We start from the raw sequence: 22238 nt of genomic DNA, 5'->3' as shown, positions 1-22238 counted from the left end.
GGGAGAAACTCATGCACAGTCGACGCAGCCGTACATTCTCATTCATCGTCGCTACAGACCGGCATTCTGCGGGCTTTACCCTGCTGGAAATCCTCGTGGTGCTGGTGATCCTCGGCCTGATGGCCAGCCTGGTGGGCCCGCAGGTGTTCAAGCAGCTGAGCGGATCGAAGACCAAGGCGGCGGCGCTGCAGATCCAGGAGCTGAGTTCGGCCCTGGACCTCTACCGCCTGGAGCTGGGTCGCTACCCAAGCAGCGAGCAGGGGCTCGAGGCGTTGATCACCAAGCCGCGCAACGTCGATGGCTGGAACGGGCCGTACCTGAAGAAAAACGTGATCCGCAAGGATCCCTGGGGCAACGACTTCCAGTACCGCGCGCCGGGGCAGAACGGCGATTTCGACCTGTGGAGCCTGGGAGCCGACAACCGCGAGGGAGGCGAGGGAGAAGACCGGGATGTGCGCAGTTGGGAGTAGGGGATCGCGAGGCTTCACCCTGATGGAGCTGCTGGTGGTACTGGTGATCGCCAGCCTGGCCGTCAGCCTGGTCGGTCCGGCCTTCCAGCGCCTCCTGCCGGGCCTCACCCTGGAGGCCGAGAGCCGCAAACTGGCGGCGCTGCTGCGCCACGCGCGCAGCCAGGCGATCCTCAGCGGAGCCCCGGTGGCGATCAGCCAGGATGCCGAGAGCGGCGGTCTGCGCCTGAGCTACCGTGAACAACCCTATATGGTCCCCGAGCAGTTCAGCCTGGCGCTGGAGGCCGGGCCCGGTGCCACTGACGTGGCAATGGGGTCGACGCAGATTCTCTTCTACCCGCGAGGCGATTCTTCCGGCGGCAGCCTCAGCCTGGCGCTGGACGATGGGCGCAGCGAGGTGGTGAGTGTCGACTGGCTGAGCGGGCGAGTACAGCGCGGTCTGTTGCTGGAGACGCCGCCGCTGCTCGACGAGGAGCAGGAAAAGAAAAAGGAACAGGAGCAGCCAGCGGAGGACGAACATGAGGCCGATGGCTAGTTCGCGCGGCTTCACCCTGCTCGAGGTGCTGGTGGCTTTCCTCATCCTCAGCCTGAGCATGAGCGTGCTGATGCGCATCGTCTCGCAGTCGTTGAACGCCCTGGATGCTGCCGACCATCACCAGGTCGCCCTGCAACTGGCCGAGTCCAAGCTGGCGGACGTGCTGATCCACCTCGATGGCAGCAGCGAGGGCAAGGATGAGGGGCGCCTGGACAGTCGCTACGACTGGGAAAGCGAGGTCGAGCCCTACCAATTCGAAAATCAGGAGCCCGGCATGCGCTACAGCGTCACGCCCCTGTTGATCCGCGTCTCGGTCAGCTGGGGCTCGCGTCCGGCCGATCGGGTCAGCCTGAGTACCATCCGTCTGCTGCGGGAAACGCCATGACGTGCCGGCCGTGGGGGTTCACCCTGATCGAGCTGCTGGTGGCGATGATGCTCGCCGGCCTGTTGGCGATGCTGGCCTACGGTGGCCTGCATGTCGCCCTGCGCAGCTGGAGCAGCACCGAATTGCGCCAGCAGGAAATGGAGCGCAGCTACCTGACCCAGTCCCTGCTACGCCGCCTGCTGGAAAGTCCGCAGGAGCTCTCGGTGAACGACGACGAGGGCATGCAGCAGGTGGCCTTCTTCGGCGACGAGGAGCAGGTCATCTTTGTCGCCTATCTGCCGGCACTGGACAACGACGAGCAGCTGTACTGGGTGCATCTGCTGCAGGACAAGCAGGTCACGGCCAAAGGCCTGGCCTGGCAACTGGAGCTGCGTTACATGCCCTTTGTCGAGATGGAAGAACTCAACTGGACCCTCTTGGCCGATACCCTGGCCAGTGAGGGGGGGCGCAAGGTACTGACCGAGGGGCTACCCAGGGCGTGGAACTTCGCCTACCTGGGGCGCCGCGACGATGGTGAGCTGGAGTGGCAGAGCCAATGGCAGCAGCAATCCGGCCTGCCGGTGCTGTTGCGCCTGACTCCGCCGCGGCAGCGCAAGGCCGGGGTGGCCGAACTGCTGGTGGCACCGAGGGACATGGCCTATGCCATCTTCAGGAGCCGTTGAGGTCCGCCGGCGCGGCAGCGGAGTGGCGCTGGTCGGCGTGCTCTGGCTGCTGGTGCTGCTGTCGCTGATCGTCCTCAATCTGTCGGCTGGCAGCCGTACCGAACTGCAGCTGGCGGGTAACGCGCGCCTGGCCGCAAGCGCTCGGCATGTCACCGAGGCCGGGGTCAACTGGGGGATGTGGAGTCTGATGCAGACCGATACCGCCGGCTGGCTGGCCGATGGCAGTACGCGCAGCCTGGAGCTGGATGGCATCCGGGTCGAGGTGGCCCTGTTCGACGAGCAGGGCAAGATCGACCTGAACGAGGCCGGCGTAGAGTTGCTGGCGGGGCTGTTCGAATCGGTGGGGCTGGACGAGAAGGCGGCGCTGGCCCAGGCCGAAGTCATTCTTGACTGGCGCGATGAGGATGACCTGCTGCACCCGACCGGGGCCGAAGAGGAGCAATACCGTGTGGCGGGCCTGTTGGGACCAGCCAACCAGCCGTTCGAGCGCCTGCAGGAACTGCGTCAGGTGCTGGGCATGAACGAGGGGCTTTACCAGCAGGTATTGCCGGCGTTGACCCTGTATTCGAACAAGGCCGAGGTCAACCCCATGGTGGCGCCACGCGAGGTTTTGCTGGCGCTGCCGGGGATACGTCCGGAAAGCATCGACAGCTATATCGAAGAGCGCCGGCGCAACTACGCCGCTGGCGAGCGGCCGCCGCTGTTGACCGGCGTGGATCCGCTACTGCTGTCTCCCAATGCCCCGGGTGTCAACTACTCTATCGTTACGGATACATCGGTGGGGACGGGGGTAAAGGTTCGGCAACAATTGGTGATACGTCGACGTGGCATTGGCAGTACACAGGGCATACAGGTGTTACAGAACGGTCTCCAGCCCTGAGGTCTTGTTGCTGCTGAAGTGTCCTTGAGCGAAGGGACAATCAATGAACAACCGTTTGCAAGTGGCGACGGATTCCCTGATCGCCTTGGCGCAACGCTTCTGGCAGTGGTGGAGCCAGGAGTTGCTCGGCCTTGTTCCAGAGCACTGGCGCGATCGTCTGCGGCGGCGCGGCAATCTATTGTTTATCGTCCTGCGCGAGGGCCAGTGCAGTCTCGATTTTGGCAGCCTCGACCAGCGCGAAACGCTGGTCAGCGGCGCCTTGAGCAGCGAGGGCGAACTGCCGCCGGAGCTGCTTGAGGTGCTTCTCGAGCGCCTGGGCTCGGCGGCCAAGGTGATCCTGCTGCTCCCGCCACAACAGGTCTTGTGCAAGGTGCTCAGCCTGCCGGCCGCCACCGAGTCGGGGATGGGCAACGTGCTGCGCTTCGAGATGGACCGACACACGCCGTTTACCGGCGAGCAGGTGTACTTCGGCTTTCGCATTCTCGAGCGCGACCGCCGCCATCAGCGCCTGCAGGTGGAACTGCTGGTGGTGCTGCGCGAATACCTGGATGAGCTGCTTCACCGCTTCGACAGCCTCGGCGTGCACCCTGCGCTGGTCACCCTGGACGAGGGCGCGGAGCGTGGCAGCGGCCAGTCGATCAACCTGCTGCCGGGTGGCCGGCAGCGCAGCCGTGGTAGCAGGTTGCGCGGCAACCGCCGACTGCAGATCGCAGCAGGCCTGGTACTGCTCGCGCTGGTGGTGTTCCCACTGTTGCAACAACAGCAGCGCGCCGAACGCCTGGCTGCCGAGCTGGATGCGCCCAAGGCGGCGGCCGAGCGAGCCTCCGCAGTGCGCGCCGAACTGGAGCAGCTGGAAGCCGGGCGGCGTTACTTGAGCGAGCAGCAGGCTCATGCCGGCGAGGTGCTGGGCATGCTCAAGGAGCTGACGACCCTGCTGCCGGACACCACCTGGCTCAGCCGCTTCGAACTGAGCGGCGAGCGGGTGCGCCTGGAGGGTGAGTCGGCCGAGGCGTCGGCCTTGATCGGCCTGCTCGAGCAATCCAAGACCCTGCAGAACGTCAGCTATGCCTCACCGATCACCAGCAACCCACGTACCCAGAAAGATCGTTTCAGCCTGCTGGCCGAGCGCCGCCCTGTGCAGGAGGCGCCATGATCCCGCTGCGCCTGCGCCAGTTGCTCGCCGTACTGATCCTGCTGAGCGCGGTCAGCCTGCTGCTGTGGCTGGTGATCGGCCCCTTACTCAGCCGTTTCCAGTCCGATGAGGAGATTATCGCCGACCTGCAGCAACGGCTGGAGGTCTATCAGCGCCTGGTCGCCGAGCTGCCCGCCCAGGAGGCACGCCTGGCGGAACTCAAGAGCAGCGACCCGGTGGCCCGGCTGGTCATCGCCGAGACACGTCCGGCGCTGGCCAGCGCCGAGCTGCAACAGCAAATCGGTCAGCTGATCGAGCAGATCGGCGCCCAGGTGATCAGTACCCAGATTCTCAGTCTGGAGGATACCGGGTCGCCTTTGCCGGCTGTGGGTATCAAGGTGCACCTGCGCGGCGAAACCGAGCAACTGGTGCGCCTGCTGCATGAGCTGGCGCATCACGAACCGTTGCTGCTGGTGGAAAACATCGTGGTACTCAGCAACCCGCGGGTCGACATGCAACGCATCCGCCAGGCGGCGGATCTCAAGGCCGTACCGTCGCTGGATATTACCTTCGACCTGAGGGGCTTCATCGCCCGCGGGGAGGTGCAATGAACGGGCTGCTGCACCTGCTGCGCACGCACTGGCGGCTGATCGTGCTGGTGCTGATCGTGCTATTGCTGTTGCCGGCGGTGGTTGCGGCGCTGGTGGCTGCCGGGGATGAGCCGGCACCCGCTCCGGTACCCGCAGAGCAAGTCAGCGAACCGACGCCCGAGCCCATTCCCGAGTCCGCGCCGGTACCCGCAAGCGTGCCGGATGAGCCGCAACCCCTGGAGGCGTACCGGGAGATGATCGAGCGTCCGCTGTTCAGCAACACGCGGCGGCCGCCGGTGCTCAAGGATGCGCCGCAGGTCAACCTCGATGCGCAGCAACTGCGCGAGACCTGGCGCCTGACTGGTATCGCCATGCAGCAAGGCCGGCAGCTGGCCAGTTTCAGCGAACGCCAGGGCGAACTGCGCTTGCTGCTGGAGCAGGGCATGGTGCTGGTTGACGAATGGCGACTGGATTTCATCGGCAGCGACCATGTGCTGCTCAGCAATGGAACCAGCGAGGTGCGCATGCCGCTGCGTGAGCCCATCGTCGCCGGGTCGCCGGAGGACAAGCAGAACAAACAGAACAAGAAGGACAAACAGGATAAGAAGAGCAAGCCCGCAGCACCTGCGGCGCCGGCGGACAAGACAACCCCCCCTGCGGACACGCCGGCACCTGCCGCGCCGGCCCAACAGGGGTAGAGGAGAACACGCAGATGAAGATGCTCAGGATCCTGGCTCGCCCTGCCCAGCTCGGCGGCTATCTGCTGCTGGCGGCCTGCGCGGCTATTCCGGGAGGTGATCGGGCCACGTTCGACAACCCCTGGGGGCGCAAGACCGAGCAGGCCGAGCCGGCGCCGCCCAGCAGCGTGCGCCAGCCGCGCCCGGAGGGCGCACCGCTGCACCGCGAGGCGACCCCGGTGCCCGCCACCCCCCTGCCGGCGCCCCGCGCCGAAATTTACCGCGGCTCCGGCAGCATGGTCGCTCTCGGCAGCGTGCCCCAGCAGCCCGTGGCCAAGGAGGGCGAAATCACCCTGAACTTCCAGCAGATGGAGATCGCCGAGGTGGTCAAGATCATCCTCGGCGAGATCCTCGGCTTGAACTACATGCTGGATCCGAACGTCAGCGGCACGGTCAGCCTGCAGACCAGCCGGCCGCTCACCCGCGAGGCGCTGTTGCCGACCCTGGAAGCGCTGTTGCAGGTCAATGGCGCGGTGCTGGTCAAGTCGCAGAACTTCTACGAAGTGGTGCCCATCGACGCCGCTTCATCGGGTGCTCTGGTGCCGCGGCTCAGCCCGGCGGAGCTGCGCGGTTACCAGTTGCTGGTCATTCCCCTGCTCTACATCTCCGCCGCCGAATTGCAGAAGATTCTCGAGCCGCTCAAGCCGGTCAAGGGCCTGATGCGGGTCGACGAGACGCGCAACCTGTTGCTGGTCGCCGGCACTCAGGATGAGCTGAACAACATCCGCGAGACCGTGCGGGTGTTCGATGTCGATCAGTTGCGCGGCATGTCGGTCGGCCTGTTCCGCCTGCAGGCGGTGGAGGCGCAAGTGGTGCTCAAGGAGCTGGAGGCCATCTTTGGCGATTCGGCCGGCGGGCCGCTGGCCGGCATGGTGCGCTTCCTGCCGATCGAGCGGCTCAACGGACTGTTGGTGATCACCCCCCAGGCCAAGTATCTGGATGATGCCCGTGCCTGGGTCGAACGCCTGGATCGTGCCGAGGGCGGCCAGGGCGTGAGCATGCATGTCTATCATGTGCAGCACGGCAAGGCGGAAACCATCGCGGATATCCTCACTCAGTTGTTCGAGGGGCGCAGTACGACCGAGGATGAGCCGCAGGACGGTGGGCAGATTAACCCCGTAGACGAGCCACCACCGCCGGCGGCAGATGGTGAGAGCGAAGTCGAGGTCGGCCGTGAGCCCGTGCTGATTGGCCCGGATGGCCAGGGCGCCAGCCTGGACGTGGGCGAAGTCAGCATCATCGCCGATGACGAGACCAACACCCTGCTGGTGATGGCCACGCCCAGCGATTACGAGCGGGTGCTGCAGGCGATCGAGCGGCTCGACGTGCTGTCGCTGCAGGTGCTGGTTGAAGCCACCATCGTCGAGGTCGCCCTGGAGGACGAACTGCGCTATGGCCTGCAGTGGTTCTTCAAGAGCGAGATCGACGGCAAGAACGTACGTGGCACCCTCGGTCGCTTTCCTCTGACCACACCGGCCGATCTGACCCCCACCGGTTCGCTGACCGTGTTCGATGCGGCCGGCGCCCGGTTGTTGCTCGACCTGCTGGCCCGCGACTCGAAGATCAATGTGATTTCCTCGCCGACCCTGATGGTGCTGGACAACCGCGCCGCGACCATTCGCGTCGGTGACCGGGTGCCGATCCGCACCTCGGAAACCACCGATACCGGCGGGGCAGTCACCGACCCCGATACCGGTGTTTCCGCGCTGGTCACCAGCACCATCCAGTACCAGGACACCGGGGTTCTGCTGGAGGTGAAGCCGCGGATCAACGCGGGTGGCATGATCTCCATGGAGATCACCCAGGAAGTCAACGATGTAAAACCCACCACCACCTCCGGCATCGACTCGCCAACCATCACCCAGCGCCGGATCAATACCAACGTGGCGGTGCAGAGTGGCGAGACCCTGGTGCTTGGCGGGTTGATCCAGGAGAACAACAGCCGCACCAGCGAGGGCCTGCCCTACCTGCGCAACATTCCCTTTCTGGGCTGGGCCTTCGGCAGCCAGGGCAAGCAGATCCAGCGCACCGAACTGGTGGTGCTGATTACACCGACCGCAGTCACCAATACGGATGAGGCCGAAGATGTCACCCAGGAGTACCGCAACAAGCTGAAGGGCGTGACCTTGCCGCAGGATGCCTGGCAGGGCCAGGGGCGTCAGTTCGAATAAGAGCCTGTTTACGCATCATGGGTAAGGCTCCTGCTTCGGCTCAGCGGTGGAAAATGCTTCGCAGTTTTCCACCCTACGCGCGGATTCCAGGCTTGGGCGGCTCCGCGTAGGGTGCGCCGTGCGCACCAGAGGTCTGTGCATGGCTTGTGGTGCGCGCGGCGCACCCTACGAGAGATCGTGGCTTCCGTGGCTTCTTAGGGCTATGTTGCGGAACCACTGGATGGCATCCTCAGCGGGCCCCCCGTCATTTTGGCAAGCGCCGGCTCGCTCGTATGCGACAGGCGCAAAGCCTGATCCCTTCGGCGTTGGCCACCAGGCGCCAGCGACACCTGGCTGGTCGGCGGTACAGCCGCAATTGTCAGAGTAGGCAGCCAATCCCCTGAAATCGGTAGGGTACGGCAGCTGTGCCCGGTGCTTGCTGTCAGTCTGCCTTAACAATTTCACAGGTGCTGGTTATCAGCTGTCATCGCTGCTTGTCTCACCGGCTGTACAGCTGCAATTGTCCGAGCAAGTAGCCAAGCCCCTGAAATTAATAGGGTTCGGCGTCAGTGCCGAGCGCCTGCTGTCAGTCCGCCTTAACAATCCCCCTCTGCAATCACCCCTCCTGCGTACCAGCAGCGCAGGGCTGTGCTCTATTTTTCAAAAAAACATCTATAAAACATAGAGTTATAAATTTGGCATGGCAATTGATTACCTAAGCGACGAGGAGAGTCGGTCGTCCTCCGGAGAGGGATTTCGATGGCATCGCAAGCGAGAACAACCGCAATCGGGATCCGCTAGCACCCTGCACAAAAACACAGCGTCCCAGTCGGCTCAAGGGTAAGCCCCGGCGCCGGCGTTATTCCATGCGCCATGGCTGGGCGTCTGAACACCGCTGTCTCGTCGACACTCGAGCGGTGGTGAAGGAGCAGACAGATGAACACGAAACACTTGATGAAGAAGCTGCCGAGCTGTCTGCTCGGCGCGATCTTGGCGGCTGGCATCGCCAGCTCGACCACGGTCAATGCGGTCGACGGCAACCCACCCGGCTTGTTTGAACTGGAGGGCAATCCCGAAGGGGAGGCAGCCGCCGGTGACGACTGGGAAGTGCTTTACAACTTTGGCGACAACGATGGGGGCAGCCCGTTCGCCTTCACCGGTATCGTGCCTGATATAGCGACTGCGGATGTGGGGGACAGGGTCTTTACCCAAGGCGGGTCGAAGGACGTCTCTGACGTCGACCAGTGGAAATACACTACCGGCTCGACTCCCGACAAGAACGAGATCACCAACGCCTATGCGGCAGCCTATAACATGCCTGCCGACACCGGCCCGCATAAGGAAGGCGACCTGATCGTCTATTTCGGCCTGGACCGCTTCGCCAACGACGGTGATGCCTTCGCCGGCTTCTGGTTCTTCCAGGGCGAGGTGGGGCAGACCGAGCCAAGTGCGCAGGGAACCGGTGACTTCACCGGCAACCATGTGGCGATGCGTCTCAATCCTGATTGGGTTCAAGGCGATCCGATCGAGCTCAAGTTTCTCCCGGGCGACATGTTTGTCATCGTCAACTACCCGCAGGGTGCCAACGCGGAGCCGCAAATCAAGATCTACCAATGGGACCCGAACGATGCGGACGCTGACAAAAACTTCGATTCGAGCGAGCAGACCAAACCGCCGAAGACCCTGTCCAGCCCTCTGGATCTGGTGTTCGCGGATGCTGCAGCCAAGTGTGACGGAGCAGGCGACAAGTTGGCCTGTGCCATTACCAACTCGGCCGACCTAGCGAACTCCCCAGAGTGGGACTACACGCCGAAGAGTGGTCTTGCCACTACTCTGCCCCAGGAGAGCATCTTCGAAGGTGGCATCAACGTGACTGCGCTGTTGGGCTCCACCCCGTGCTTCGCCAGCTTCCTGGCCGAGACCCGTTCGTCCACTTCGCAGACCGCCCAGCTGAAGGACTTCGTGTTTGGCGCGTTCCCGGTGTGCGGGATCGATGTCGAGAAGAGTTGTGCCGCCGAATTGAATGATAACGGCGAAGACGTCGACGTGACCTTCTTCGGCTCCCTGGAAAATAGCGGCGGATCCTCGTATATCGCCTACCTCAAGGACGATCAGAACGGCTCGAGTATCGACCGTGTATGTATCGACGTTGGTGTTGAGGGGTGCCAGAACGGCACGCCGTTAAACACGGCTGACGATGACCCGAATGTCGACGATCTGGTTCTGCAGGCCGATGGCAGTGCCTACTTCCCGTTGCTCGGTGGTGTGACCGTGCGCTTCGAGGGTAGCTATAGCTTGACGGGCCTAGTGCCGAATCCGCTGACCGATACCGTGATGGCTCTGGCCTTCGGCGATGTGGCGGATGTTCCTGCTTCGGGTGAGGAGCCCAACCCGCAAGAGGCCATAGTCAGCGACAGCGATGGTGCCGAGTGCAGTTACCAGACCGATCCAAGTCTGGTGGTGGATAAGGACTGCTCCATCGCCTTCATCAACGGCAATACCGTCGAGGTCACCATCACCGGCACCGTGGAAAATACCGGGGATGTGCTGCTGAGCAATATGGATGTGAGCGACAGCGACTTCGGCGCCCTCGTGCTGGAGGTCGGCGGCGTGGCGGTGACCGAGCTGGGAGTCGGTGAAACCGGCAGCTTCACCAAGACCGTCTCTGTGCCCTATGCCGACCTGAGTGCCATTGTCACTGGCCCTGTCGACGGTGTGAGCACCGTGGCGCTGAGCCATAGCGATACGGTAACGGCCGCTGGCGAAGTGCTCAACAGCCAGGGGACGGCGTTTGACGATGCGTCAAACACCGATGGTGCCGATTGCGATGGCAGCTTCACCTATGGCATTGGGGTAGCGAAGGACTGCGATGACGTTATCCTGGAGCCCAACGAGGATGGTCAGTTGGTGGTCAAGGTGAAAGTCACGGCGACCGTGACCAACCTGGGCGAGGAAGACCTGACCGGCATCGTGCTGAGCGATGACCCGGCGGTGGTCTTCGAGTCCTATCCGACCACCCTGGAGGGGGGGCAGACCCCGGCGGCTTCGTTCACCGTCGATGGCTACTACTATCCGACCTCGGCCATTGACCTGACCGATCTCACCCCGCTGCAATTCAGTGATACCGCCAGCGTGGAAGCAGTGGGGGCATTCAGCAGCGGCGATCCGACGGCTTCGGATGATGCCGATTGCCCGCTGTGCCCGACTCCGGACTGAGGGCGTACGCTAGTCTGAAAGGCTCGGTCGAGCCGTAACGTAAAAGGCGATGGGGAGAGATCCCCATCGCCTTTTCTTTTGCGCTGAGGTGGATTGGCCTAGCGATTGCCCTTGCCACCACCCGTACTGCCGCCACTGGTACCACCGGACGTCTGCAGGCTGATGGTGACCGTGGCGCTAGCGGTGCTCTGGCCATCGCTGATGCTGTAACCGAACTGGTCGCCGGTCTTGAAGGCCTTGGTCGGGGTGTAGGTCAGGCTGCCGTTGCTGTTCAGCTTTACCGAACCCTTGGCGCCCTGGGTGAAGGTGACGATGCTCAGGGCATTGCCGTCGGCATCGCTGTCGTTGGCCAGTACGCTGATGGTGATCGGGGCGATGCTGCTCAGGCTGACTGCGTCGTTCACCGCCACGGGCGCACTGTTGCCGGCACTCGCCTCGACCACATAGGTCAGGCTGGCGCTGCTGGTCGGTGCCTGGCTGGTGCTGACGCCGAGGTCGTAGTAGGCGGGCGCCGCGCTGTTGGCCGAGGTCACCGCCAGGTTGGTGCTGCTGGTCTGTCCGGGCGCCAGGCTGAGGCTGGTACTGGCGAACTGGCTGTTCCAGCCGCTCGGCTGGCTGGCCTGCAGGTTGAAGCTGCGGCCACTGCATGAGCCGCTGTCGTTGTTGGTCAGCTGCACCTGGTAGTTCAGGGTCTGCCCGGCGCCGCCCCACTGGGTCACCGGCGCGCCGACCTGCACGCTGGGAGCGTTCTGCACGCAAGTGGCGCTGCCACTGAGTTGCACGTCGACCTGGGCCTTCTGCCCGTCGACCCAGCTGGTGGTCAGGGTCACTCCGGCTGCCGCATCGCTGAAGCTGTTGCCTTGTTCCAGCGCAGGGTCCAGACGGTCATAGGAAGAGACCGCACTGCTCGGGGTCATGTCGAGCAATTGGCTGTAGGAGCGGGTTCCCGCCTGGCGGATGGTCACGCCGTTGGTGATGTTGGCCACATTGACCTTGCTGCCATCGAGCAGTTGGGCGTCGAAGCCGATTGGCTGGTGGAAGTCGACGTAATACCAGTTGCCCGGGTCATTGACCTTGGGCACTTTCAATACCCGCACCCCGTTGCTGGCCAGGTCGGTATAGGGCAGCAGGTCGAAGCGCCCGGAGTTGCTGATCTCCAGCACCTCGCTGGCCTTCAGCCAGCCCAGGCGCTGTTTGTTGAAGGGGTTGTAGTGACCCTCGCCGAGCTGGTCACCCATCACGTCCAGGGTGTCGCCGTAGGTATAGCTGCTGCAGCTATCGCCTTGCGCCGTGGTGCCACATTCCAGCGCGTGGGCATGATCCAGGCCCAGGTTGTGGCCGAATTCATGGGCGATGGTGTTGAGAACGAAGCGATCGTTGATAAAGGCCTCGGTCGTCATGCCACCAACCGAGGCAGAGCCGGAAAAGCTGCAGGCATTCTTCGGGAAGGCATAGATAAAGCGATTGTAGGCACTCAAGTCGATACCGCTCTGGCTGGCGGCATAGCGGGCCAGGTTGCGTAGGTTATAAGTGTCACAGACCGTGCTGCTCTGGGCGATGGTGAACCAGCCTGCCACCCGGCCACTGAGCCAGGTGCGCCCGGCGGAGTTCTCGCGGATATAGGCATCCAGGGTGTCGAACATGCCCTTGGCTGCGGTCGGCGTCCACGGCTGCTCCGGCTTGTCGCTGAAGTTGACCAGGATCATCAGGGTTTTCTGCTCGCCCAGGCTGTACTCGACCGCCGGAACCAGGCTGCCGTCCAGCGTGGTGTTGGTGCCGCCGGCGTCCAACCAGACCAGGCTGCTGTCGCCATCTTCCAGCGCCAGCAGGCCGTCGCGCCCGGCCTGGGCCTGGCCGAACAGCACGCCGTCGAGGCGCACTTTTTTGCCGTTGCCATGGCGCGGCGCGTCTTGGGCGAAGCTCAGTTCGAAGCGCTCGCCGAACGGCGTTTCGAGGAAGTGGCGCAGGCGCTGGCTGCCGTCGGGAAAGTCCTCGTAGCTCACCTCCAGGGTGCCCTCCACCTGCAGCGGGCGTTCCAGCTTGTCCAGCAGTTGTCGATCCAGCTGGTTCTGCTGGGCCTCGGGCAGGCTGGCGCGCAGGGCGGCGGCCGGGTCGCGTTCGGCCAGTTCGGTGAGCCGTTGCTGGCGCTGTGCGGCCTGTTGTTCGAGCTGCAGCAGCAGTCTTGGGCGTTCGGCGCTGCCGGCTTGGTCGAGGCGTTGTTGCAGCTTGAGCAATTGCTCGGTCAGGGCAGCGGCCTGCTGGCGGTCGCTGGCCTGTTCGCTGGCGGCGATAGCAGCGGGGGTGGCGGCCAGGCTGCCGAGCAGCATGGCCAAGGCAAGGGCGAAACGGGGCCGGGACGGGCGCATGGGGGCTCTCCTGAAACAGGTTCAGAAAAGTTCCTCTTCACGGCTGTCCATGAGGGATGTCTCCTTCGGCAGTCCGGCGACCCTTGGAGGGCCCGTGACTTTGCGTCGCCAGGTTGCCCTGGTTATGCCTTTGTCGGGAGAGGAGCTTTCTGTAGCGATACAACAGGGGCAGCCGCAGCTGCCCGGTTAAAGCCCCCGATGCACTGCCCGACGGGCGGTGATCTGTAACCTCAATGTCTACTGCGCGATGCAGTGGGCGGATATTTCCTGTTACGGCACCGCTGTTTGATCGTTCGTTTTTTGAACAGCTGTACCGTGGGTGAAATTTAACACGACAACTGTTCATTTTTTATACAGAAGTGGCATAAGGCTGGCCGTTACCCGGCCGAGCCACAGAAGGGGACCTGTCCGTCTGGCTGCAAGGCCCGTATTAGAGCGCTTTCATCAGTTCATGGCAGGCTGGCGAAACGCTCCCGAACGGGGCAGCAGCCGACGGATGGCGTTGCATGAACACCGCTGTTACGCCCTCTGAACAATCGGCGCCGTTTCCCTTGGGAGGCCTGGGCATGGGCCCTTCGAGGGTTTTTCCTGCACTTCACGGCGCAACTCGCAGCGGGCTGTTTCAGGGCCTGTACAAGAAATCAGATTTGCGCCGCACGTGGCTGACCATCAGGCTGGGTGCCTGCCATTAAACCCTTTAAAAACATATAGATATGATTGTGGCGCGGTTATTGAATCAATGTCTCCCGAGGAAGCCTGAGGGTTTCCGGTGTGGCTCTGGCCCGGAGTGCAGTCGTTGCGGGGAGCCAAGGTAAGAGCGCCTTGTCGTCACCTGGAATCTTGGTTCCGGGCGGGTCGAGGATGTCCGCATCGGCGGCGTCAGGGCTCTACCGTTCCTGTGGCCAGGGCAGGCTGGCAGGGCGAAGGAGCAGGGTTATGCGCACGCACAACTTTTTTCTGCGAACGCTGCCGCGCTGTTTGCTGGCTGCGGCATTGGTGGCGGGCGTCACGACCACGGCGATTTATGCCGTGGATGGCGCCGCACCAGGACTGTTTGAACTGGATGGCAATACGGTGGATGTGCAGCCGGGCGGTGGCGATGACTGGGGCAGCCTGTACGCAGGCAACCAGTTGGGCACACCGGCAGCCACAACGAAGGATCCGGACACCGGCAACGTCATCATCGACGACCCGGCACCGCTGACCATCTTTACCCAGGGTGGTTCCAAGGACATCAACGATGTCACCGAGTGGCGTTATACCGATGGCAACGTGCCGGACAAGGACGACATCACCAACGCCTATGCGGCCGCCTATACGGTGCCGGCTGGCCAAGGCGACACGGAGAATGATCCGGGCGACCTGATCATCTACTTCGGCCTCGACCGCCTGGCCAACAACGGCGACGCCTTCGCCGGCTTCTGGTTCTTCCAGGATCAGATCGGCCTGGGGCCGAACAAGCAGTTTATCGGCGAGCACATGGTGGGCGACCTGTTGGTTCTGGTGGAGTATCCCCAGGGTGCCAACGCCGTACCGGAGATCAAGGTCTACAAGTGGGTGGCTAGTGGCGGCGACGTCGCGGAAAATCTGGAGCATGTCTTCACCACTAACTCCCAGTGCGGTGGCCCTGGTGACAAGCTCGCTTGCGCCATTACCAACCACAACAACCTGGGTGGTGAACCGGCCTGGCCTTATGCGCCGAAGAACGGCTTCGCGGGGATTCCCTTCGAGAGCTTCTACGAGGGTGGCATCAACGTGTCCAAGCTGCTCGGCGGCGATGCGCCCTGCTTCAGTAGCTTCCTCGCCGAGACCCGTTCCTCGCGTTCGGAAACCGCACAGCTGAAGGACTTCGTGCTGGGCGACTTCGACCTGTGCAGCATCGCCGTGACCAAAAACTGCGAAGCTGAGGTGAACGATCAGGATGGCGGCAACAGCGTCGTGGTCAACTTCAGTGGCGAGGTGACCAACGATGGCGGCCTGGCGCTGAACAATGTCACCGTGACCGATGACAACGGCACCCCGGGCGACACCGCTGACGATATCCAGGTCTTTGGTCCGGCCACCCTGCAACCGGGTGAAACCCAGCCGTACAGTGGCAGTTACGAGACCACGGCTATTCCGGCCACCGATACGGTGACCGCCGAAGGTCATCGCAACGGCACCTCGGTCAGCGCGACCGCCGATGCCACCTGCGAGGCGACGGTCACTCCGGCCATTGAGGTCGACAAGGTCTGCACTGCGACGCTCAGCGGTGACGGTTCGGGTGTCGATGTGCTGTTCAATGGCACAGTGACCAACACCGGCAACGTCGCGCTGAAGGATGTCAGCGTGGTGGATGATAACGGCACTCCGGCAGACACCACGGATGACGTGACTGTCAGCATCGGCAATCTCGATGCTGGTGCTTCGGCACCGTACAGCGGCGGCTTCGGGGTCACGGGTAGCAATACCTCCACCGACCATGTGGTTGCCAGCGGTACCGATGTGCTGACTGATGTTGAAGTGTCCGATACTGCCGAAGCAACCTGCCTGGCGGATACCAATCCGTCCATTGTGTTGACCAAGCAGTGCACGGCCGAAGTCAACGATACCGGTGACGGTATTGACGTGAGCTTCAACGGCACGGTGACCAACAACGGCAACGTGATCCTCAACAACGTCACCGTGGTCGACGACAACGGCACTCCGGGCAACACCGGCGACGATGTGACGCTGATCGACAACGTCACGCTGGCGGTCGGGGCTTCGCTACCCTTCAGTGGCAGCTTCGGTGGCAGCGGCTCCAGCTCGACCGATGTGGTCTCGGCAACGGCTTCCGATGCCCTGACCGGCGATGTCGTGTCGGACACCGAGACGGCCACCTGCGCAGCGGATGTGAATCCGGCCATCCTGGTGACCAAGCAGTGCGCGGCCAGTGTCAACAGCGGCGGTACGGCCATCGATGTGCTGTTCAACGGCACGGTGACCAATACCGGCAACGTGGATCTGGAGAACGTCAGTGTGGTGGATGACAACGGCACTCCGGCCAACCCGGGTGACGACGTCACGCTGATCAGCGGTGCCACCCTGCAAGTTGGGGCTTCGTTGCCCTTCAACGGCAGCTTCAGCACCGGCAGCATCAGCTCCACCGATGTGGTCACGGCAAACGGTCAGGATGTGTTGACCGCTCAGGCGGTGTCGGATACCGAGACGGCCAGCTGCGCAGCGGATGTGAATCCGGCGATCGCAGTGACCAAGCAGTGCACCGACGCCACGGCCCACGATCAGCCGATCCTGTTCAACGGTACCGTGAGCAACTCCGGCAACGTGGCGCTGCTCGGCGTGTCGGTGGTGGATGATAACGGCACTCCGGGGGATACCTCGGATGACGTGACCTTCCCCATCGGTGATCTGGCTCCGGGGGCTTCCGCCAACTACAACGGCAGCTACAGCCCGGGCACCGGTACCTTCACCAACACCGTGCTGGCCAGCGGCAGTGATGCGATCGTGAGTGGCTCCTACAGCGCCACCGCCAGCGCTACCTGCGATGTGCCGCCGCCGCCGCCGGAGTTCGAGGGTTGCACCCCCGGCTTCTGGAAGAACAGCACCGGTAGCTGGACGGGCTACAGCCCGGATCAGCTGGTTGGTTCGGTGTTCAGCCTGCCGAGTGGCGTGCTGAGCAACCAACTGGGTGACGATACCCTGCTGGAGGCTCTGGGCTATCCGGGCGGCACCAACCTGGTCGGTGCTGCGCAGATTCTCCTGCGCGCCGCAGTGGCCTCGCTGCTCAACGCCGGCCATGATGATGTGGACTTCCCGCTGTCGACCGCTGAGGTGATCTCGCAGGTCAATGCGGCTCTGGCCACCAAGGATCGTGGCACCATCCTGGCTCTGGCTTCGACGCTGGATGGCTACAACAACCTGGGTTGCGATCTGCCGAACGATAGCTCGTTCTAAGGGGTAACCCGCCGGCGTCAGGGATGACCCGGCTATCGCAAAACGAAAAACGCAGGGCGTGGCCCTGCGTTTTTTTGTGTGCTGCCTTGCTCTTTGCGCAATGAACCCTGTGCTGCTCTTGTGGGAGGGGCGATAGCTGTGGCAGGCGCGCAGGCTGGCGGTTCTCATGGGGGATAAATCCTACGGGAGCGGATCCGACCGGAATAAAAAAGGCGCGGAGCCTGGGCTCCGCGCCTTTTAATCTCGGCTTGGGCTTTCTGCTAGCGCTTCAGGCTGATGTTCACCGTCGTGCTGGCGCTGACCTTGCCGTCGCTGATGGTGTAGCTGAACTGGTCGGTGCTCTTCAGCGACTTGGCCGGGCTGTACTTCAGGGTTCCGTTGCTGTTCAGGCTGACTTTGCCCTTGCTGCCTTGGGTGAAGGTAACGATGCTCAGGGCGTCGCCGTCCGGATCGCTGTCGTTGGCCAGCACGGCGATGTTCACCGCGGTCAGGCTGGTGAGCAGCGCGCTGTCACTGAGTGCCTTGGGCGCCTGGTTGGTCACGCTGGTCGGGTTGTCGACCACGAAGCTGGCACTGCCGCTGGCGGTCAGGCCGTTGGCCGTGGCGCTGGCGCCGACGCTGTAGAAGCCATCGACCGCACTGCTCGGCGAGGTGACCTGCAGCGTGGTGCTGCTGCTGGCGCCCGGTGCCAGGCTCAGGCTGGCGTTGCCCAGACTGGCGCTCCAGCCGCTGGGTTTGCTGGCGGCAAGGCTGAAGCTGCTGCTGGCGCAACCGCTGCTGTCCTTGTTGGTCACGCTGACGGTGAAGGTATAGCCGCTGCCGGCCGCCAGCCAGGTACTTTGCCCCGGGCTGACGCTGACGACTGGCGCACTGCGGGTGCAGGTTTGGCCACCACCGGAGGCTGCGCCGAGGTCGACGGTGACCAGCGCCTGGCTGGAGTCGGTCGACTGGGTGGTGATGCTGATACCGCTGTCGGTGAAGTTGCGCCCGCCGATCAGGGCGGCGTCCTTCATGTCGACGAAGTCGCTGCCGGCAGTCATGTCCAGCAGGTAGCCGCTATTGCCGTTGCTCGGGCTGGCCTGGCGCACGGTGACGCCGTTGAACATATTGGCGCTGTCGATCACGCCGCGTTCGGTGATTTTCGCGTCGAAGCCGACCGGCTGGCGGTACTCGACGTAGTAGTAGCTGGCTGCACCGCTGGAGTCGATGCCATTCGGAATCTTCAGCACCTTGGCCGCGCTGCTGGCGACGCTGTTCGGCTTGATATAGAAGCTGCCGCTGCTGGCTACAGTGGTGATGTTGCCGCTGGCCAGCCAGCCCAGGCGCTCCTTGTTGAAGCCGTTGAAGTGACCGACGGTGCCGGAGTAGCCCATGGTGTCGACGGTGTCGCCATAGTCTTGGTTGGTGCACGTGCTGCCCAGGGTGGTGTTGCCGCAGTCGCGGGCATGGGCGTGGTACAGGCCGAGGTTGTGGCCCATCTCATGGGCGACGGTGCGCAGGGTCAGGCTGTTGTGGATCCAGGCGCTGGAGGGGAAGGCGCCTACCTGGCCCATGCCGCTGTAACCGCAGGCGCTGTTCTGCGGGAAGATGAACAGGAAGCGGTCGTAGTTGCTGAGGTTGTAACCGCCGGCCTGGGCTGCTGCCTTGGCAGCATCCTGGATGGCGAAGCCGTCGCAAACAGTGCTGCTGATCGGGATGGTGTACCAGCCGGCGACGCTGCCAGTCAGCCAGGTCTGCTGGCTGGAGTTTTCCTTGAAGAAATTGCTGACGTCTCCGAACACCAGACTGCTGGCCTGGGTGGCGGTCCAGGGTTTGTCGCTCGGCTTGTCCTGGAAGTTGACCAGGATGGCCAGGGTGCGCTGGGCGCCCAGGGTGTTGGGCAGGTCGTAGGCCAGCTCGCCGGTGCTGGTGCTGGTGGTCGTGCCATCGGCGAGCAGGAGCAGGCCGTTGTCGTCGTCGTTGACCACCAGGTCGCCCTGGATAGCCTCGCTGGCACCGTCGGCATGTTCCAGCAGCACGCCCTGGGCGCGCACGTTCAGGCCGCTGCGCCATTCGCGCTGGGCGTTGGCCAGGCGTAACTCGAAGCGCTCGCCGAAGGGGGTCTTGAGGAAGTGGCGCAGCTTGGCTGGCGCGTCCTCATAGTCCTCGTACACCACCTGCAGCTCGCCTTCCAGCTCCAGACGCTGTTCCAGCTTGGCTACCACCTCGGCGGGCATGCCCTTCTGCTTGTCCTCCGGGATGGCGACACGCAGCACTTCCTCGGGATGGCTCTGCGCCAGTTCGAGCAGCAGTTGCCGGCGCTGTTCGGCCTTGCCGAGCAGTTGCTCGCGCAGTTGTGCCCGCTCGCTGGTCGCGGCTTTCTGCAGGCGCTTGTGCAAGCCGAGCAGTTCCGTTGTTTGGCTGCTGGCGGCCTCGCGGGCAGCCGGCAGGCTGCGCATGTCGGTCTGGACGGCACCGGGCGCGCTGGCCGGTTGGGCGGCGAAGGTCAGACCGGCATTGAGCGCCAGCATACAAAGCAAGGATGTGGCGTAAGGCTTGGACAAGCGCATGGGGCTCTCCTGAATCAGGTTCAGAAAAGTTCCTCTTCACGGCTGTCCATGAGGGATGTCTCCTTCGGCAGTCCGGCGACCCTTGGAGGGCCCGTGACTTTGCGTCGCCAGGTTGCCCTGGTTATGCCTTTGTCGGGAGAGGAGCTTTCTGTAGCGGTACAACATGGGCAGCCGCGGCTGCCCGATTAAAGCCCCTCGATCGGCGACGACACGTAATGCCAGTGCGTGGATCGGCAAACCTCACTGTTCACTGCGCAATGCAGCGGGGTATTTCCTGTAACAGATGCCAGGGATGTTCTGTTCATTTTCTGTACAGCTGTTACGGGAGCGGAATCTAGCACGCGATTTGTTCGTTTTTTATACAAACGAGGCATAAGGCTGTAGAGGTTTGGTTAAAAAATGATCTGGAACTTTTTGGCCTGGCTGGCGAAAGGGGCGTGCTAGAGGCGTGCGGGCAAGGTGAGCCAACCATCGGCTGTTGGCTACCGTTCATCGAACCATTTGCGCAAACGCGACCGCTGTCACACTGGCTTTCGGCCACTAATGGCGCTTTAAAATCATGGCCGGATGCCAGCCTTGCGCCGGGGAGGATGGCGCGCACGGCGCTACCGGCGCGTGGCGCGGGCTGGTCGAGATGGCGGAAGGGGCGGTGCAGGAGGGCGCGGCTCAGAAGCGGGTCACGCTATGTTCCTGCTTCCGCCAACGAAGGGGCGGACCCAGTGATTTCAGGGCTGGGTGACTCTTGCGTAGGGTGCGCCGTGCGCACCGGCGACCTGCTCGTGGTTTGCAGTGCGCACGGCACACCCTACGAGGCGTGAGCGGACGCTCAGGGATCTTCCGCTTCGTCCCACAGCAGGATCGGCGGCGAACTGGAGGGATGCTGGCGATGCTGGATGCGCTGCTTGCGGTAGTGGTACCAGTTGACGAAGGGCGGCTCGCTGAACAGGGGGAAGGCCAGCATGCCGCTTTCCGGGCATGCGCCGACCACTTCCGCGGCGCCGCTGCCTCTTCTTTCCGGCGTCTGCAGATCGGTGGCTCGGCGACCGCGTTCAGGCATGCTGCTTACCTCCGCACTGACTGGAGAAAGCATGCAGATAGCACGCCAAAGCCCTGAAAGGCCCGCCCCAGGCGGGGCGCCGCGTTAAAGGCGGGGCGCCGGGGCGGTCAACTGTTGCTCGGCCGTTACAGCTGCGCTTAACGGATGCCGTATTTGTCCATCATCCGATAGAGGGTTACACGGGATACGCCGAGCAGTTTTGAAGCCTGCGACACGTTGTTCATCGAGTGGCTCAGGCAGCTGCGCACGGCCAGTTCCTCGGCGTGGGCACGGGCCTGCTCCAGCGGCATGACCATGTCCAGGCTCTCGCATTCCTCGAGGCCGAGGTCGGCCGCGCTGATCATGCGGTTCTCGCTCATCACCAGGGCACGGCGGATGCGGTTGATCAGCTCGCGCACGTTGCCCGGCCAGCTGTGGCTGAGCAGGGCGCCGATGGCCTGGCGGGTCAGGCCGCGCGAGCTGGTGCCGTACTCCTTGGCGAACTTGTGCAGGAAGTAGCGCGCCAGCAGCTCGATGTCGTTGCCGCGCTCGGCCAGGCGCGGCACATAGATGCTCAGCACGTTGAGGCGGTAGTAGAGGTCCTCGCGAAAGGTGCCGTCGGCCACCGCCTGTTCCAGGTTGACGTGGGTGGCGGCGATGACCCGCGCATTGACCTGGATGCTCTGGTTGCCGCCCAGGCGCTCGATGGTCTTCTGTTCGAGAAAGCGCAGCAGGTAGACCTGCATCTGCGGCGGCAGGTCGCCGATCTCGTCGAGGAAGATGGTGCCGTTCTGCGCCGCCTCAATTCGGCCGATCTTGCGCTTGTAGGCCCCGGTGAAGGCGCCTTTCTCGTAGCCGAACAGCTCGGCATTGATCAGCGTCTCCGGCAGGGCGCCGCAGTTCACCGCGACGAACGGCCCCTCGGCTTGTGGCGAACGCTGGTGGATGGCGCGGGCGATCATCTCCTTGCCCACCCCGGTCTCGCCGCGGATCATCACCGGCGCCTCGACCCCGGCGACCCGGCGGATCTGGTCGAAGATGGCGAGAAAATGTCGGCTGCCGCCGACCATCTGGAACTCGGCCAGCGGCACCAGGGCTTCCTGCTCCAGGGCGCGCAGGCGCGACATGCCGTCCAGATGACCGAGGGCGTGGCGCAGGTGATCCAGGCTGTTGCCCTGCAGCGGCAGGGAAAAGTAGTCGTAGAAGTGCTCGTAGATCAGTCGTCGGAAATTCTGCTGTTCCAGCAGCCCGGACCGGGTCAGGGCGACCCAGGACAGGTGCTCGTCGTGGTCGAGCAGGGCTTCGAGCTGCTCGTACTGCTCCTCGGCGAGTGCCGGCAGCATGACGATGCCGACCCGGTATTGATGGAACTTCAGCAGGCCCTGGGCGCTGTCCAGGGTGGTGACCCGGTCGAATACCCAGTCCTGCAGGTGCTGCAGAGGCGGCGGGGTCTCTTCGCTGGAGAGATCGAGAAGCAGCGCGCGGCGGGGAGCGCCGGGCACGTCGGAGACTATCGCGGACATGTGTTAAGCCTTTGATACAGTAGCGTGTATCTGCTACTTCAAACAGGCGATCCTCTTTACACAGTGTAGATCGG

The 22238-nt window shown here is 63.5% G+C and carries 15 protein-coding genes and 2 riboswitches; of the genes, 11 read left to right on the top strand and 4 right to left on the bottom strand.

Annotated features, from left to right (window positions below; genetic code table 11):
- Positions 1 to 11 precede the first annotated feature (11 nt).
- The 10 genes from gspG (at position 12) to F3I62_RS01360 (ending at position 10754) form a co-directional block, all read left to right on the top strand.
- Positions 12 to 470: a type II secretion system major pseudopilin GspG gene (gene gspG / locus F3I62_RS01405; RefSeq protein WP_160487905.1), complete on the top strand. Its 459-nt coding sequence runs from the start codon at positions 12 to 14 to the stop codon at positions 468 to 470.
- Positions 451 to 1002 carry a GspH/FimT family pseudopilin gene (locus F3I62_RS01400; protein WP_256667585.1) on the top strand — a complete coding sequence of 184 codons (552 nt, stop codon included), beginning with the start codon at positions 451 to 453 and terminating at the stop codon, positions 1000 to 1002. Before gspG ends, F3I62_RS01400 begins: the two co-directional genes overlap by 20 nt.
- The gene (locus F3I62_RS01395) at positions 995 to 1387 is read left to right on the top strand and encodes a prepilin-type N-terminal cleavage/methylation domain-containing protein (RefSeq protein ID WP_160487903.1); all 393 of its coding nucleotides are present in this window, start codon (positions 995 to 997) and stop codon (positions 1385 to 1387) included. Before F3I62_RS01400 ends, F3I62_RS01395 begins: the two co-directional genes overlap by 8 nt.
- Positions 1384 to 2049, top strand: a complete 666-nt coding sequence (locus F3I62_RS01390) for a type II secretion system protein J (protein WP_160487902.1) — start codon at positions 1384 to 1386, stop codon at positions 2047 to 2049. The genes F3I62_RS01395 and F3I62_RS01390 overlap by 4 nt, the downstream gene beginning before the upstream one ends.
- Before the next feature lie 22 nt (positions 2050 to 2071).
- Complete coding sequence (locus F3I62_RS01385) at positions 2072 to 2929, top strand: type II secretion system protein GspK (RefSeq protein WP_160487901.1); 858 nt, start codon at positions 2072 to 2074, stop codon at positions 2927 to 2929.
- Positions 2930 to 2972: 43 nt separating this feature from the next.
- Positions 2973 to 4082, top strand: coding sequence for a PilN domain-containing protein (locus F3I62_RS01380; RefSeq protein WP_160487900.1), 1110 nt, complete (start codon positions 2973 to 2975; stop codon positions 4080 to 4082).
- Positions 4079 to 4672, top strand: coding sequence for a type II secretion system protein GspM (gene gspM / locus F3I62_RS01375; protein ID WP_160487899.1), 594 nt, complete (start codon positions 4079 to 4081; stop codon positions 4670 to 4672). Before F3I62_RS01380 ends, gspM begins: the two co-directional genes overlap by 4 nt.
- Positions 4669 to 5349: a hypothetical protein gene (locus F3I62_RS01370; protein ID WP_160487898.1), complete on the top strand. Its 681-nt coding sequence runs from the start codon at positions 4669 to 4671 to the stop codon at positions 5347 to 5349. The genes gspM and F3I62_RS01370 overlap by 4 nt, the downstream gene beginning before the upstream one ends.
- A gap of 14 nt (positions 5350 to 5363) precedes the next feature.
- Positions 5364 to 7559 (top strand): type II secretion system secretin GspD, encoded by a 2196-nt coding sequence (gene gspD, locus F3I62_RS01365; protein ID WP_160487897.1) that lies wholly within the window; start codon positions 5364 to 5366, stop codon positions 7557 to 7559.
- 915 nt (positions 7560 to 8474) lie between these two features.
- Positions 8475 to 10754: a hypothetical protein gene (locus tag F3I62_RS01360; protein ID WP_160487896.1), complete on the top strand. Its 2280-nt coding sequence runs from the start codon at positions 8475 to 8477 to the stop codon at positions 10752 to 10754.
- 98 nt (positions 10755 to 10852) lie between these two features.
- Here F3I62_RS01360 and F3I62_RS01355 read toward each other — a convergent pair whose 3' ends face one another.
- Positions 10853 to 13120: an Ig-like domain-containing protein gene (locus F3I62_RS01355; RefSeq protein ID WP_160487895.1), complete on the bottom strand. Its 2268-nt coding sequence runs from the start codon at positions 13118 to 13120 to the stop codon at positions 10853 to 10855.
- Between the two features lie 64 nt (positions 13121 to 13184).
- Positions 13185 to 13259: riboswitch (cyclic di-GMP riboswitch) on the bottom strand.
- A gap of 797 nt (positions 13260 to 14056) precedes the next feature.
- Between F3I62_RS01355 and F3I62_RS01350 the strand changes: the two genes are divergently transcribed.
- On the top strand, positions 14057 to 17056 hold the full coding sequence (locus tag F3I62_RS01350; protein WP_160487894.1) for a hypothetical protein: 3000 nt from the start codon (positions 14057 to 14059) through the stop codon (positions 17054 to 17056).
- 260 nt (positions 17057 to 17316) lie between these two features.
- On the opposite strand, the gene F3I62_RS01345 is transcribed toward F3I62_RS01350, so the two are convergent.
- From F3I62_RS01345 to F3I62_RS01335, 3 genes are all read right to left on the bottom strand, one after another.
- On the bottom strand, positions 17317 to 19605 hold the full coding sequence (locus F3I62_RS01345; protein ID WP_160487893.1) for an Ig-like domain-containing protein: 2289 nt from the start codon (positions 19603 to 19605) through the stop codon (positions 17317 to 17319).
- 63 nt (positions 19606 to 19668) lie between these two features.
- Positions 19669 to 19743: riboswitch (cyclic di-GMP riboswitch) on the bottom strand.
- Positions 19744 to 20431: 688 nt separating this feature from the next.
- Positions 20432 to 20662 (bottom strand): hypothetical protein, encoded by a 231-nt coding sequence (locus tag F3I62_RS01340; protein WP_160487892.1) that lies wholly within the window; start codon positions 20660 to 20662, stop codon positions 20432 to 20434.
- 137 nt (positions 20663 to 20799) lie between these two features.
- A complete protein-coding gene (locus tag F3I62_RS01335; RefSeq protein WP_160487891.1) occupies positions 20800 to 22164 on the bottom strand; it encodes a sigma-54 dependent transcriptional regulator in 1365 nt (454 codons plus the stop codon).
- Between the last annotated feature and the right edge of the window lie 74 nt (positions 22165 to 22238).

This window comes from Pseudomonas sp. R-28-1W-6 (assembly GCF_009799925.1).
Classification (GTDB): Bacteria; Pseudomonadota; Gammaproteobacteria; order Pseudomonadales; family Pseudomonadaceae; genus Aquipseudomonas.
The sequence above is the reverse complement of the archived record's forward strand: the minus strand, read 5'-3'. Positions and strand labels throughout refer to the sequence as shown.